Origin of the sequence: Anoxybacillus sp. EFIL, assembly GCF_013096955.1 — a bacterium.
Classification (GTDB): domain Bacteria; phylum Bacillota; class Bacilli; order Bacillales; family Anoxybacillaceae; genus Anoxybacillus; species Anoxybacillus ayderensis.
In genome coordinates this window covers 116,787-132,005 of the sequence record NZ_SDLH01000003.1, presented here as the reverse complement: position 1 = coordinate 132,005, position 15,219 = coordinate 116,787, and the positions used below count along the sequence as shown (strand labels likewise).

The 15,219-nt window shown below is 42.0% G+C and carries 14 protein-coding genes and 2 pseudogenes; 14 read left to right on the top strand and 2 right to left on the bottom strand.

The features are described 5' to 3' along the window. The first annotated feature begins 158 nt into the window (after positions 1 to 158). The 11 genes and pseudogenes from rpoN to ES017_RS16080 form a co-directional block, all read left to right on the top strand. Positions 159 to 1,439, top strand: a complete 1,281-nt coding sequence (gene rpoN, locus ES017_RS06670) for an RNA polymerase factor sigma-54 (protein WP_021093693.1) — start codon at positions 159 to 161, stop codon at positions 1,437 to 1,439. Positions 1,440 to 1,451: 12 nt separating this feature from the next. Then, complete coding sequence (locus ES017_RS06665) at positions 1,452 to 1,685, top strand: glutaredoxin family protein (protein ID WP_021093692.1); 234 nt, start codon at positions 1,452 to 1,454, stop codon at positions 1,683 to 1,685. A gap of 135 nt (positions 1,686 to 1,820) precedes the next feature. Next, positions 1,821 to 2,852: a sugar-binding transcriptional regulator gene (locus ES017_RS06660; protein WP_021093691.1), complete on the top strand. Its 1,032-nt coding sequence runs from the start codon at positions 1,821 to 1,823 to the stop codon at positions 2,850 to 2,852. 35 nt (positions 2,853 to 2,887) lie between these two features. Then, entirely contained in the window at positions 2,888 to 3,895 is a 1,008-nt protein-coding gene (gene gap, locus ES017_RS06655) for a type I glyceraldehyde-3-phosphate dehydrogenase (protein ID WP_009362289.1), read from the top strand. Positions 3,896 to 4,011: 116 nt separating this feature from the next. Beyond that, positions 4,012 to 5,196 carry a phosphoglycerate kinase gene (locus ES017_RS06650; protein WP_021093690.1) on the top strand — a complete coding sequence of 395 codons (1,185 nt, stop codon included), beginning with the start codon at positions 4,012 to 4,014 and terminating at the stop codon, positions 5,194 to 5,196. A 17-nt stretch (positions 5,197 to 5,213) separates the two neighbouring features. Beyond that, positions 5,214 to 5,969 (top strand): triose-phosphate isomerase, encoded by a 756-nt coding sequence (gene tpiA, locus ES017_RS06645; protein WP_021093689.1) that lies wholly within the window; start codon positions 5,214 to 5,216, stop codon positions 5,967 to 5,969. Further along, complete coding sequence (gpmI, locus tag ES017_RS06640) at positions 5,966 to 7,501, top strand: 2,3-bisphosphoglycerate-independent phosphoglycerate mutase (RefSeq protein WP_009362286.1); 1,536 nt, start codon at positions 5,966 to 5,968, stop codon at positions 7,499 to 7,501. The genes tpiA and gpmI overlap by 4 nt, the downstream gene beginning before the upstream one ends. 19 nt (positions 7,502 to 7,520) lie before the next feature. Further along, complete coding sequence (gene eno, locus ES017_RS06635) at positions 7,521 to 8,816, top strand: phosphopyruvate hydratase (protein ID WP_009362285.1); 1,296 nt, start codon at positions 7,521 to 7,523, stop codon at positions 8,814 to 8,816. 174 nt (positions 8,817 to 8,990) lie between these two features. Further along, positions 8,991 to 9,479, top strand: a complete 489-nt coding sequence (locus ES017_RS06630; RefSeq protein WP_019417452.1) for a hypothetical protein — start codon at positions 8,991 to 8,993, stop codon at positions 9,477 to 9,479. 37 nt (positions 9,480 to 9,516) lie between these two features. Then, positions 9,517 to 9,723 carry a hypothetical protein gene (locus ES017_RS06625; RefSeq protein ID WP_019417451.1) on the top strand — a complete coding sequence of 69 codons (207 nt, stop codon included), beginning with the start codon at positions 9,517 to 9,519 and terminating at the stop codon, positions 9,721 to 9,723. A gap of 46 nt (positions 9,724 to 9,769) precedes the next feature. Beyond that, positions 9,770 to 9,877: pseudogene (locus tag ES017_RS16080) on the top strand (hypothetical protein); the annotation flags it as partial. Between the two features lie 37 nt (positions 9,878 to 9,914). Here ES017_RS16080 and ES017_RS06615 read toward each other — a convergent pair. Further along, complete coding sequence (locus ES017_RS06615) at positions 9,915 to 10,115, bottom strand: hypothetical protein (RefSeq protein ID WP_042894412.1); 201 nt, start codon at positions 10,113 to 10,115, stop codon at positions 9,915 to 9,917. 618 nt (positions 10,116 to 10,733) lie between these two features. After that, positions 10,734 to 12,083, bottom strand: a complete 1,350-nt coding sequence (locus ES017_RS06610; RefSeq protein WP_171334897.1) for an ISLre2 family transposase — start codon at positions 12,081 to 12,083, stop codon at positions 10,734 to 10,736. A 194-nt stretch (positions 12,084 to 12,277) separates the two neighbouring features. On the opposite strand from ES017_RS06610, the gene ES017_RS06605 reads away from it, so the two are divergent. From ES017_RS06605 to ES017_RS06595, 3 genes and pseudogenes are all read left to right on the top strand, one after another. Then, positions 12,278 to 13,174, top strand: a complete 897-nt coding sequence (locus tag ES017_RS06605) for a chymotrypsin family serine protease (protein ID WP_171334896.1) — start codon at positions 12,278 to 12,280, stop codon at positions 13,172 to 13,174. 306 nt (positions 13,175 to 13,480) lie between these two features. After that, a pseudogene (locus ES017_RS06600) lies at positions 13,481 to 14,668 on the top strand (IS701 family transposase). A gap of 105 nt (positions 14,669 to 14,773) precedes the next feature. Continuing rightward, on the top strand, positions 14,774 to 15,121 hold the full coding sequence (locus ES017_RS06595) for a hypothetical protein (protein WP_042894423.1): 348 nt from the start codon (positions 14,774 to 14,776) through the stop codon (positions 15,119 to 15,121). The last annotated feature ends 98 nt before the right edge of the window (positions 15,122 to 15,219 follow it).

The window sequence follows — 15,219 nt, the reverse complement described above, 5'->3', positions numbered from 1 at the left end:
CCGGACGAATGGATAAATTTTGCGAGGCTTGCTCGCTTGTTCTATAAGAATGATAACATGCCTTCAATGCATATGCATAGTAGAAAAAACATCCAACAAGTTTTTATCGTCTCTTTCTGATCGAGATGATAAAATGAGGATGAAGGGAGATGGCATGAATGGAGATGCAATTAACGCAAAGGCAAGAGCTAAAAGTTGCGTTGACAAAAGAGCTTGTCCAAGCGATTGAATTGTTGCAATATTCAACGGTAGAATTGCAATCGCTTTTACACGAACAAGCGCTTGAAAATCCATTTATTGAGCTGCGAGAGCGAAAACGGACGACTCATAGGCGGCGTGAACAAACAGATCGGATGAATTATATTGAAAATGTAAGCGCTTTTAATCGCTCGCTTGCTTCCCACTTGCATGCCCAACTTGTTGGGATGCGCCTATCTCGTGAGCATAAAAAAGCGCTCGATTATTTCATTGCTTCGCTTGATGAATGGGGTTATTTGCATACGACGATTGCGGAGGCGGCTTGCCATCTTCAATTGGAAGAAACGGTTGTGTCAAATGCTCTGCATATGTTACGTTCACTTGATCCAGCGGGAGTAGGAGCGGAAAATTTGTCACATTGTTTATATTTACAACTCATTCGTCTTCCAGAAAGGGATGAGTTAGCGGAGACCATTGTCACGGAGTATTTTGAACCGTTTGTCAATAAAAAGTGGAAAGAAATAAAAGCGAAACTAGGTGTGGAATTAAGCGATTTACAACGAGTGTGGGAACTCATTCGCACGCTTCATCCACGTCCGGGAAGTTTATATAATGATGAGCAAATGACGTACATTGTACCGGATGTCATCGTGTCATATGATAACGGAACATGGACGGTGACGATGAATGAGGAAATCGTTCCAACGGTTGTATGGAATGAAGCGTATGAACGGAAAATACAGACGGACGATCCGTATGTTCGAAAATATATCGAAGAAAAAAGGCAGCAGTTTCATTGGATTCAGCGGTGTTTAACTCAGCGAGCGACGACGATGGAGAAAATTACGCTCGAGTTAATCGATAAACAACGCGATTATTTTGAAAAAGGTTCGCTCCATATGAAACCGCTCACGATGCGTGATGTTGCAGCTTCATTACACATGCATGAATCGACAGTTAGTCGCGCAGTAAAAAATAAATATATGCAAACGCCTCATGGGTTAATTGAAATGCGCCGCTTTTTTACAAGTGGTGTCGATGAACATGCATCACAAGAAAAAGTAAAAAGTTTAATTGCTGAACTCATTAAACAAGAAAATAGTCAAAAACCTCTTTCTGATCAAAATATTGCTGATTTACTTGAACAACGTTACAATATTTGTGTTGCGCGGCGCACGGTTGCAAAATATCGCGAACAGCTTCACATTCCGCCAGCTTCGAAACGAAAGCAATATGCATAGAGGGGACAAAACATGAAAGTGATCGTATATTCGAAAGAAAATTGCTGTCTTTGTGATGAGGCGAAAGCGATTCTTCGTGAGTTACAAGTGGAATGGGAAGAAGTCGATATTTACAAAGATGAGCAATTGCTTGAACAGTATCATCTTATCATTCCAGTCATTGAAGTCGATGGAGAAATGGTGGCATATGGCCGTATTCACAAAGATGTCATAAGAAAGCGGTTGCAAAAAAAACGAAGCAGTTGAATAACGTTTCACTTCCTGTTACAATAAAGATGTGGCAGGGGTGAATTTTTTTACACAAAGTGGGACACAATACGTCATAGTGGGACTTAAAACGTCCAAATAGAGAAAAAAGTGAGTAAAAAGGAAGAAAAGAGCATGCGACAATGGATTGATGTTCAACGAAAATTGTTGCCTGATCTTCTCGCGATTATGCAAAAACGGTATGAAATTTTGCAGCACATTCGGTTAATGCAACCGATCGGACGGCGAACGTTGTCGCTCAACTTAGGCATTAGCGAGCGCGTCTTGCGGTCGGAAGTGCAGTTTTTAAAAGAGCAACATTTACTCGATATTACAGCTGCAGGCATGAGCATTACAGCTGAAGGAAATGATGTGCTCATGCAACTAGAAGATATGATGCGAGAAGTATTAGGACTGAAAGAATTAGAAAGAAAAATAAAAAAGAAGCTTCCTGTCGAAGACGTCATTGTCGTTGCTGGTGATAGCGACCAGTCTCCTTGGGTAAAAAGAGAGATGGGAAGAGCTTGTGTCTCACGAATAAAACATTCGCTAAAAGGGAATGACATTGTTGCGGTGACGGGTGGAACAACCCTTGCTGCTGTTGCTGAAATGATGACACCTGACGCTAAATACCGCGATGTGCTGTTCGTTCCTGCGCGCGGTGGACTTGGGGAAGATGTAACAAACCAAGCAAACACAATTTGTGCGCGCATGGCTGAAAAAGCAATGGGACATTATCGTTTGTTACATGTCCCTGACCAGCTAAGTGCTGAAACGTACCAATCGATTATTGAAGAACCTGCGATTCGAGAAGTGCTTGAATTAATTAAATCATCAACGATCGTCATTCACGGAATTGGCGATGCAAAAACGATGGCAGAACGAAGAAAAACGCCACTAGAGGAAATGAAAAAAATTGAACAAAACGAAGCGGTGGCGGAAGCGTTTGGGTATTACTTTAATCAGCACGGAGACGTCGTGCATAAAGTAAATACAGTTGGCATTCAGCTCGAAGATGTACGCCACGTCCCTTGCGTCATTGCGGTTGCAGGAGGAGCTTCGAAAGCAAAGGCGATTCAAGCGTATATAAAGCAGGCAAATCAGTGCATCTTAATTACAGATGAAGGTGCAGCAAAACAGTTAGTACGGGATGATTCATCCCTCTAAAATATATCCCTACAATTCCAAAGGAGGAACAAACGATGGCAGTAAAAATTGGTATTAACGGTTTTGGTCGTATCGGCCGTAACGTATTTCGCGCAGCATTAAAAAATCCTGAAATTGAAGTAGTAGCAGTAAACGACTTAACAGATGCAAAAACGTTAGCACATCTTTTAAAATATGACTCTGTTCACGGCACATTAGATGCAGAAGTGTCTGTAAACGGCAATAACATCGTTGTAAACGGAAAAGAAATTATCGTAAAAGCAGAACGCGACCCAGCAAACTTAGGATGGGGCGATCTTGGTGTTGATATCGTTGTTGAATCAACAGGACGCTTCACAAAACGCGAAGACGCAGCGAAACATTTAGAAGCAGGCGCGAAAAAAGTAATCATTTCTGCCCCTGCGACAAATGAAGACATTACAATCGTGATGGGCGTAAACCAAGACAAATATGACCCAGCAAACCATCATGTGATTTCAAACGCATCTTGTACAACAAACTGCTTAGCGCCATTTGCAAAAGTATTGCATGAAAAATTCGGTATTATCCGCGGTATGATGACAACTGTTCACGCATATACAAACGACCAACAAATTCTTGACTTACCACATAAAGATTTACGTCGTGCGCGTGCAGCAGCGGAATCTATCATTCCAACATCAACAGGTGCAGCAAAAGCGGTAGCACTTGTATTGCCTGAATTAAAAGGAAAATTGAACGGTATGGCGATGCGCGTACCAACACCAAACGTATCTGTTGTTGACCTTGTTGCTGAACTTGAAAAAGAAGTAACGGTAGAAGAAGTGAACGCAGCATTGAAAGCAGCGGCAGAAGGCGAGTTAAAAGGTATTCTTGCTTACAGCGAAGAGCCACTTGTTTCTCGTGACTACAACGGCTCAACAGCTTCTTCAACAATCGATGCGCTTTCAACAATGGTGATGGAAGGTCGCATGGTGAAAGTTCTTTCTTGGTACGACAACGAAACTGGATACTCTCACCGCGTTGTTGATCTTGCTGCATACATTGCGTCAAAAGGCTTATAATTTTTTGGATTGTTTGCCCAAAACGGTTTATAATAAATAGTTGGAAATACCGAGAAGGGGAGCGGGGATCATCCCCACTCCCCTTCTATGTATCACACGAATAAGGAGGCCTTTCCATGAACAAAAAAACAGTTCGTGACATTGATGTGAAAGGGAAACGTGTCTTTTGCCGCGTCGATTTTAACGTGCCAATGCAAAACGGTGTTGTAACTGACGATACGCGCATTCGCGCCGCGCTTCCAACGATTCAATATTTAATGGAACAAGGAGCAAAAGTCATTTTGGCGAGCCATCTTGGCCGTCCGAAAGGAAAAGTTGTTGAAGAAATGCGCCTCACTGCTGTGGCGGAACGTTTAAGCGAACTGCTCGGCAAGCGCGTCGTAAAAACAGATGAAGCGTATGGCGATGCGGTGAAAGCGGCGATTGCACAAATGAATGAAGGCGATGTATTGTTGCTTGAAAACGTCCGTTTCTATCCTGGCGAAGAGAAAAACGATCCAGAGTTGGCGAAAGCATTTGCAGAACTTGCTGACGTATATGTCAACGATGCGTTTGGGGCAGCTCACCGCGCACATGCTTCAACAGAAGGTATTGCGCATCATCTACCTGCTGTTGCTGGCTTCTTAATGGAGAAAGAGATTGAAGTATTAGGAAAGGCATTGTCAAATCCAGATCGTCCGTTCACAGCAATTATCGGTGGTGCAAAAGTAAAAGATAAAATTGGTGTGATCGAAAACTTATTAGACAAAGTTGACAATTTAATTATTGGTGGCGGGTTAGCGTACACGTTTGTAAAAGCGCTCGGCCACGAAATCGGAAAATCATTATTAGAAGAAGATAAAATCGAGTTAGCGAAATCTTTCATGGAGAAAGCGAAAGAAAAAGGCGTGAACTTCTACATGCCTGTTGATGCAGTTGTTGCGGACGATTTTTCAAACGATGCAAACAAAAAAGTAGTGAACATCGACGAAATTCCAAGCGACTGGGAAGGGCTTGATATCGGTCCGAAAACGCGTGAATTGTACCGCGATGTCATTTTAAAATCAAAACTCGTCATTTGGAACGGTCCGATGGGCGTATTCGAAATGGATGCGTTTGCGGAAGGGACAAAAGCAGTTGCTCAAGCGCTTGCTGATGCAGAAGGTACATATACGGTCATCGGTGGCGGCGATTCAGCAGCGGCAGTTGAGAAATTTGGACTGGCAGACAAAATGAATCACATTTCAACAGGTGGCGGTGCGTCGCTTGAATTTATGGAAGGAAAACAACTTCCAGGTGTCGTCGCGTTAAACGATAAGTAAGAAAGGGGTTAAAAGCGATGCGGAAGCCGATTATTGCAGGAAACTGGAAAATGCATAAAACGCTACAAGAAGCGCTTCAATTTGTTGAAGAAGTGAAACATGCTGTTCCTTCAAACGAGCAAGTTGATACGGTTGTTTGTGCTCCAGCGCTCTTTTTAGCGCATTTAGTGGAAGCTACAAAAGGAACAAATGTAAAAATTGGTGCGCAAAATATGCATTTCGAAGATCAAGGCGCATTTACAGGGGAGATTAGCCCTGTTGCATTGAAAGATATCGGTGTACAGTATGTCATCATCGGTCACTCAGAGCGCCGTGAAATGTTTGCGGAAACAGATGAAACAGTAAACAAAAAAGTGCTTGCGGCATTTAAACATGGACTTGTACCAATCGTTTGTTGCGGAGAGACGTTAGAAGAGCGTGAAAACAACCGGACAAACGAAGTGGTCGGCGCACAAGTTGAAAAAGCGCTTGCTGGCTTAACAGAAGAGCAAGTGAAACAAGTTGTTATCGCTTATGAACCAATTTGGGCGATTGGAACAGGAAAATCGTCTACAGCGGAAGATGCAAACAACGTATGCGGCTATATTCGTCAAGTGATTGCCCATACATTTTCACAACAAGCTGCTGATGCGGTGCGCATTCAATACGGTGGTAGCGTGAAACCGGAAAACATCGGTGCATTTTTATCGGAAGAGCATATTGACGGTGCACTCGTTGGCGGTGCAAGCTTACAACCACAATCGTTTTTACAACTCGTGGAGGCAGGAAAATGAGCAAAAAACCAGTAGCATTAATTATTTTAGACGGATTTGCTCTTCGTGAAGAAACGTTTGGTAACGCGGTTGCACAAGCGAAAAAGCCAAACTTTGATCGATATTGGAATGAATATCCACATGCGACGTTAACGGCGTGCGGTGAAGCGGTTGGGCTTCCTGAAGGACAAATGGGGAATTCGGAAGTTGGCCATTTAAATATCGGGGCCGGTCGCATTGTGTACCAAAGCTTAACGCGCGTCAACATCGCCATTCGTGAAGGCGAATTTGAGCGCAACGAAACGTTTTTAGCAGCGATGGATCATGTGAAAAAGAATGGAACGAATTTGCACATTTTCGGACTTCTTTCAGACGGCGGCGTGCACAGCCATATTAATCATTTGTTTGCTCTCTTGAAGCTAGCAGCAAAAGAAGGCGTCAAACATGTGTATATTCACGGCTTTTTAGATGGACGCGACGTCGGTCCACAAACAGCGAAAACGTATATTCAACAGTTAAATGAACAAATTGCACAAATTGGCGTTGGCGAAATTGCTACGCTATCTGGTCGTTATTATTCCATGGACCGCGACAAACGTTGGGAGCGCGTAGAAAAAGCGTATCGTGCGATGGTGTATGGCGAAGGTCCATCATACCGTGATCCGCTTGCGTGCATCGATGATTCTTACGCAAATGGCATTTATGACGAATTCGTCTTGCCATCTGTTATCGTTCGTGAAGATGGATCACCAGTCGCGACGATTCAAGATAACGATGCGGTCATTTTCTACAACTTCCGTCCTGACCGTGCGATTCAAATTTCAAATACGTTTACGAACGATGATTTTCGTTCATTTGATCGCGGACCGAAACATCCGAAAAACTTGTTTTTCGTATGCTTAACACACTTTAGTGAAACAGTAAAAGGGTACGTGGCATTTAAGCCAACGAACCTTGATAATACGCTCGGTGAAGTATTATCACAAAACGGGTTAAAGCAATTGCGTATTGCAGAAACGGAAAAATATCCACATGTTACTTTCTTCATGAGCGGCGGTCGTGAAGAAAAGTTTCCTGGCGAAGAGCGCATTTTAATTGACTCGCCAAAAGTGGCAACATACGACTTAAAACCAGAAATGAGCGCATACGAAGTGACAGAAGCGCTATTAAAAGAAATTGAAGCGGACAAATTCGATGCGATCATTTTAAACTACGCAAATCCTGATATGGTTGGCCACTCTGGAATGTTAGAACCGACAATTAAAGCAGTTGAAGCGGTCGACGAATGTTTAGGAAAAGTTGTTGATGCAATCATCGCTAAAGGCGGTATTGCGATCATTACGGCAGACCACGGAAATGCAGATGAAGTATTAAATCCAGATGGCAGCCCAAATACGGCGCACACGACAAATCCGGTGCCGGTCATCGTCACGAAAAAAGGCATTACGCTTCGCCAAGACGGTATTTTAGGCGACTTGGCGCCAACGATGCTCGATTTACTCGGCTTACAACAACCAAAAGAAATGACAGGAAAAACGTTAATTCAAAAATAAACTAAAGGAGAGATGAACGATGCCAACAATTATTGACATTTATGCTCGTGAAGTATTAGACTCTCGCGGCAATCCGACAGTAGAGGTAGAAGTATACACAGAATCTGGTGCATTTGGACGCGCCCTCGTTCCAAGCGGAGCATCAACAGGGGAATACGAAGCTGTTGAATTGCGCGATGGCGACAAAGGTCGTTACCTCGGTAAAGGTGTATTACAAGCGGTGAAAAACGTAAACGAAGTGATCGCGCCAGCGTTAATCGGTAGCTACGATGTAACAGAGCAAGTAGCGATTGACCGCGCATTAATCGCTTTAGATGGTACAGAAAATAAAGGAAAATTAGGTGCGAACGCCATCCTTGGCGTATCGATGGCTGTCGCGCGCGCAGCTGCCGATTACTTAGGTATTCCTTTATATCAATATTTAGGCGGATTTAACGCGAAAACGTTGCCAGTGCCAATGATGAACATTTTAAATGGCGGTGCGCATGCAGATAACAACGTTGACATTCAAGAATTTATGATTATGCCAGTTGGCGCACCAAACTTCCGTGAAGCGCTTCGTATGGGTGCGGAAATTTTCCATAGCTTAAAATCGGTATTAAAAGCAAAAGGTTACAATACAGCGGTTGGTGATGAAGGTGGATTCGCACCAAACTTAAAATCAAATGAAGAAGCGCTTGAAACAATTATTGAAGCGATCGAAAAAGCAGGATACAAACCAGGCACAGAAGTCATGCTTGCGATGGACGTTGCTTCTTCTGAACTTTACAACAAAGAAACAGGCAAATACCATTTAGAAGGCGAAGGCGTTGTAAAAACGTCTGAAGAAATGGTTGCTTGGTATGAAGAGCTTGTTAACAAATATCCGATCATCTCGATCGAAGACGGCTTAGATGAAAACGACTGGGCTGGTCATAAGTTATTAACAGAGCGCCTTGGCAAAAAAGTACAACTTGTTGGTGACGACTTATTCGTAACAAATACGAAAAAATTAGCGCAAGGTATTGAACAAGGTGTAGGGAACTCGATCTTAATTAAAGTGAACCAAATCGGTACGTTAACAGAAACGTTTGAAGCGATTGAAATGGCAAAACGCGCAGGCTATACAGCGGTTATTTCTCACCGTTCTGGGGAAACAGAAGATAGCACAATCGCTGACATCGCGGTCGCAACAAACGCGGGTCAAATTAAAACAGGTGCTCCTTCACGCACAGACCGCGTGGCGAAATACAACCAATTGCTTCGCATTGAAGACCAATTAGGCGAAACAGCGGTATACGATGGAGTAAAAACGTTCTACAACTTGAAGAAGTAAAAACGCAAACAAGGATGCCTCACGTGGGCATCCTTTTGTTTATTATGTCAAATTTAAAAGAAGTATGTCGAAGAAAACATATTGACAAATAAAAATAAGCCCTAATATAATCGGTTTGTAAAAAAAATGTATTAGGGGTGTGAGATAGTCAAAATGAGGAGGAAAATATGTAGCTTGATTTTGACTGGATTTTTTTGTTTTTTAGTTGTTTTTATGATGTATGTCGATTCAGTAAATGCAATGACTAATCGCTCGACTATTCTGCTAAAAGAAGAATCCTCCGATATGTATTCAATAACTATACCAATTACTCAAAAATCACAAATTACTCAACAGGATGTACATTCTTATGGGATAAAAGGATTTCTAGTTAAACAAGCAATTAAAATTATTAAAATTGCCACTGATAAAGGAGGAGACGTTTTAAACTATATACTCAAGTGGCTTGATAAAGACACAGCAAAATACTTTGAGAATAATAAAGACAAAGTAGTGAAATCACTAGATGATCTCGAAAATTGGGTTGATGATGCGAGTGATTTGGCTCAAATCACAATTAAAAATAAGTTAAACTCTTTATTAATGGTAGCAGGGGTACCTGGTACATATTCGTTACCTATCGCTGATGCTATTGCAAGAACGATTACTTGGTTAGTTCTTTAATTTTTATGTTTCATCAAAATGACATGGGGAGATAAAAATGAGAAAAATTTATGAATACTTATCAATCGAAGAAAAAAAGGAAGCAGTTAGAAGACTAAAACAAGATTTAATAAAATTAGAACAGGAGATATCCAAAAATAAGAGTTCTTTTTCAAGTTTTATATGTGAAGTACTGTACAGTACACGTGATAAATGGAAGTTGGAGATTGAGGAACTAGAGCGTGAAATAAGAAATAAAATGTAAGCTGGACACAGGAGTTACTTTTGTTATATTTATGGATAAAAAAGGAAGAAATGACCGCGTGGAAAAATACAACCAATTGCTTCGCATTGAAGATCAACTAGGTGAAACAGCAGTATACGATGGAATGAAAACATTCTACAACTTGAAGAAGTAAAAAATAAGGATGCCTTCGCATGAGGGCATCCTTTCTTTCAAGTTTTTCTTTTCTTTTGGATATATTGCACTACAATGAAAATAAATACAAGAAAGAGTAGCACATCAATAACCCAATCGAGGGAGTATGTTTTTAAAAAATCTTTTGCGGTACTTTTTATGACTAATAATAAAAGACTAACGATTAACCCTATGATAACGCCTGTCATGGTAGTAAATATAATTTTTGCTTTACTCATTTTTGTATCCCTCTGTTGAATTTATATCGTTTTATCAAATAAGGATGTCTTCGAATCAGGATTAATTTTGTTTTTGTAGTTTGTTGAAAGTTCAGACTAGACAAATGAGTGCTTCTCATGGTCAACAAGTTAAGAAAGCAGCAACATTCGTCACAGTCCTATAATATTAGAATTTATTCCGTGTATTGTCAATTGGCATTCTATCAAATCAAGTACATCAAAATATGCGAAATTGGAGCTCAATCTAAAAGATTTGTCCTCGGCGGATTCATCAGTAGGCGCAGTTAATGTCTCATTGTACTTTTCTTGAATAAGTGTAGATGAGTAAATTTACTAACATAAATTTACAACCAAACAAAAAAGAGGACATGAACCCAATTCCTTGGTTAGAATAGATGTGCCACAACTACTCACAAGGGGGTTCATGTCTCATGAATAGATTAGCACATCACCAAGGAATCCACAAGTTTTTGACGATGTTGGGGTTGTTTGAGTCAAGACTTTGTGGGAGATTTTTTTCTCGACCGATTTTTTTGGTTATATATGGTTTTATAAAATCGTTATATGTAAGCGCTTTTACTTACTCTCATCCTGTAGGTATGTGCGTTTTCTCTCGTTTTAAAAACCTTTCAATGCTTGCAATGCCTCGTAAATCGGTGTCCCTGAAGATTGGCGAAGGTATGGGATGTTATCTCGTACCACTTCTGTCATTTGCGTTTGCACGCGCTTCAGTGCCTTTTTCACGATCGTTTCTCGTTTCGTTTCTTCTCGTTCTTCCACGCCATACATCACTCCATCGCGTGTCCGAATGAGTAACGTATCTTTTATCGCGACGATCGCTCGCAACATCGCTTCAATCCCTGCATCCCTCCAACTTCGACCGTTTTTACTTCGTTTCGCAAACACATGCATCGTTCCTTCCGCACTCCCCATCCCCCTCATGTTTGTCGTGTCAATCCCTTTTTCCTTCAACCATACGCGATAGTCACGTAAACATCCTGGTATCTCCTCGATTCGACGAACAAGCGCCTCGAGTTGCTTTTCCTTCTCCTCATGTTCTAACGTACCGATGGCACTTGTGAGTTCTCGTAACACACCTTCTTCATCCCATGATGCTAACTTCTTTCGAATCACCCGATATCTCGCATGACCTCGGAACAATTGACGAATCTCTCTTGCCACATGGAACCGATCAAGCTGAAAGTACCCCCTGTCCCCGAAATATTCTCGACACGCTGTAATCCATGGGGCTCCATCTCCATTGATGACCACCCAATCCTCAAACGGATCATAGCTGTATTCCTTCATCAGAAAATTCTCTACAGCTTCCCAAATCGGTTCATTCGTTTGATGAACCATATACCGTCGATTCACTAAGGATACGCGTTTCCCGTTTTTCTCCCATCCTTGGTGAATCGTGATGATCTTTTCTTCTTTTCCTTTGATGCGGCTTCGTTGACGTTTCACGTACAACCCGTCTGCTTCGATAAAAAACACGCGCCCTTTTTTCTCCATCGCACGGTGCCCTTCCACCTCTGCCTCGATGATGGACTGGCGAATCGTTTCGTGACTCATACATGCATACCCCACCAGCTTTTCAAGCGACTGCGCAGCCTGTCGATACGAAGAACCCGTCACGGCGAGATGAATCGCTGTCTCCTCTAATAGCGGACTCACTCCATGCGCCCCATCGACCTGAAGAAAGACATCGAGTAAAGACGTATACACCTTTTTTTCACGGTCAAAGTAGTAGTTTCGCTTCACTTCCACCTCTCCAAATAGCGTTTGGAGTCGGATCGTCCGCTTATCTTTGAGCGCATATCGTTTCTTGTCCCGCTGTTCTGCCAATGTGCGGTCGATCTCCTCCAACACCTGTTGAAGGAGATGACCATATTGTTTTTGCATATGTCTAAATAAAGACTGTTCGATCTCTTTTAATGTCAAGCCGTTTGTGATATAATCCTGCATTGGGCTCCACTCCTTTCTTTGGTTGTATTTTTTTCACACTTACTACCTTACCAGGAGGAGAGCCCGTTTTTCATCTATTTTGCTTACATATCTGACAGGTTCCTTATTATACCAAATCAGGAACCTGTCTTTTTTTCTCCCACAAACATTTTACTCATACTGGGGGACTGTACGTCGATCAATCGAAAAAAGGTGTGGTAACAATTAGTTTTTCTAAAAATTTAAAACAAATGAATAAAGAGATAAATGACATTAGAAAAATTTTTGATAATGATTCAAAAATAAAATTTAAACAAGTACAAAGATCAGAAAAGCAGCTTGATGAAATACATTCGACAGTACTCTCGAAGAAGCATGAATTAAAGGAACAAGGTATAAATGTTACTACTATATATTCTGATATTCAAAGGAATAAGGTTATTATCGGCATTTATCCATTTGACAGCACTGCTAGGGATTCACTTGTAAATATATTCGGTTCAGATATTGAAGTAATTGAATCTGATGGTGGTTACGAAGAGTCTAGAACTGCTTATACACGGCCATTAGAAGGCGGATTAAGGATTAGCAATATTGACACAGGTTGGGGGTGTACGGGCGGATTTTCAGCTTCTTATGGAAATTGGGTTTACTATGTCACAGCTGGTCATTGCGGAAGAAGTAGTGATAGATTTAGTCAAGGCGGTTCATACTTTGGATATGCCTACAGGCTCGTAAATAGTGGTGAACTGGATGCAATGCTGATTTCATTAGGTCAACTTTCCTATGCTAGCAATTATAATTATGGACAGCCTAACTTTACCAGTTGGCAAAGAGAATCATATGAATATGTAGGACAATACGTATGTATGAATGGTTCATATACCGGTAATGCATGTGGGGTTGTAAAAAGTACAAATTATTCAGCAAGAGAACACAATAATATGACTGCTGCTGATTATAATTCTACTAACGGTGATAGTGGTTCGCCTACATATTATGGTAGCCAGATTAGAGGTGTACATGAAGGCGTAGGCTCTAATGGGTGGAAAATGTATACTCATGTACAAAGTATAGTAGATTATTGGGGTTTATCTCCTAGAACGTGGTGAATGTTTTTGTGTATTATCTTTGTTAATATAGGGATTAGGGAAATAACGTATTACCAAATAAAACGTTCATGAGTAATCTTTACTTCCCTTAGGAGCATTTTTAAAAGCCTCCTGCTCATAAAAAGGGAATAGAGAGAAGTTTAGTTTTGCGTTGTGTTGTCTTTTTCGATAAATGTAATCTTAAACTGTAGATGAGCAAATTCACTAACATAAATTGACAACCAAACAAAAAAGGAGACATGAACCGAACTCCTTGGGTAAAATAGATGTGCTCAAAACCCATTCCCACAAGGAGGTTCATGTCTCATGAATAGATTAGCACATCACCAAGGAATCCACAAGTTTTTCCTAGCGTTAGGGTTGGTCTTGCATGTCTCCAAACCAGCTTGGGAACATCTCGTTCACCTGGTCGATGCCTTGACCACCAAGGGATTTTCGGGAACGTTGACCGATGTCCATCACTGGAGTTTTCATCCGAATCATCGAACCACGCTCAGCCACTTTTTCACGAAAAGCCCTTGGAACGAGGAAAAACTGCTTGGGAAGCTTCAGGAATGGATCCTTCGCCAGATCAAACGCCTGGCCAAACGGAAGAATCAGCCCCTTTTCCTTTCGATCGATGATACAATTTGCCAAAAAACGAAGCCCTCGTCACGGGTCACGCACGCCATTCAAGGATGCAATTGGCACTACTCGCACAAAGATCGTCAATCGGTCTGGGGGCATTCGCTCGTTTGGCGGATGGTGCACACCTTCACTCAAGCGTTTCCGTTCGCGTTTCGTCTGTATGACAAGGCGGCGGGAAGGAGTAAAATCGACCTGGCGATCGAGATGCTTTCCTCGCTCAAAGGGAAGCGGGCTCATCCAGTGTATGTGCTCATGGATTCATAGTATCCGTCCCAAGAGCTCATCGAAGCCTGCCTGAAACAGGGATTCCATGTCATCGCCATGCTCAAGACGAACCGAATTCTCTATCCGAAAGGCATCGCGGTCCAAGCCAAGTTGTTTGCCCGCTATATCGAGCCCCAAGACACCCGCCTCGTCACGGTGGACAAGAAGCGTTACCGCGTGTATCGTTATGAGGGGGCGATCCATGGCCTCGATGATGCGGTGGTGCTGCTGGCTTGGAAAGCGGATCAGCCGATGACGCTGGAACATCTTCATTGCGTCTTGAGCACCGATCGGGAACTTGGCGACGAAGACATCTTGCGTTACTATGCCCAACGCTGGTCGATCGAATGCTTTTTCCGGCAGGCAAAAGACCAGCTGAAGCTCGATGGGTACCGCGTCCGCCACATTCAGGCGGTCAAACGGTATTGGGTGGCCGTTTTGTTGGCTTGCGTGTACAGCATAGCGGAATCCCAGCAAGACCTCTCTGCCGGGCTGGAGCTTCTTCGATCGCGGAAAGGCCACAGCGTCGTCGAGTTCATTTATGACGCGGCGAAGCAAGAGATTCCCATTGATGTTGTCAAAAAACAGCTCCATGTCGCCTAAGGGGTATCCTGTTTGTCTGTTGGGTTATGGAAATTATTGTGATGAAAAATACTCATCTACAGCTTAAATAAAAAATTATTTTTCATACAAAGGAATGTAATTCGAATGATTAGAACTGTTGTTTTCGTCTTGGTTAGTTTACTCTTGACTGGTTGCACAGGAACAAAGTCTTTTGAAGGGACGCTTTATAGTATTGGAGAAAATTATTTTGTCGTGGACTGTTCCCATGAAGTAAAGAAAAGGAAAAATAACGTAGAGGATATAAGCTATCCTTGTACAGTCCGAATCACAGACCAAACAAAATTCAGTGATGAAGATGGCAACAAATTAAGTGTTGACGATTTTACGGAAGAAGTAACTGTGAGAGTCATTCTTGCCACTCCTCAGACTATGAGTCAAAGTAAAGAAAGCAGAGACATTGAGGCTAGGGAGATTATATTGCTTAATCGATAGAATCTGGTCCTTCAAACGTAACTATTCAGCCACATCATAAAGTGAGCTGAATAGTTACCTTTTTTATAACAATTTAGATAAGCTATTGAATCATGCCA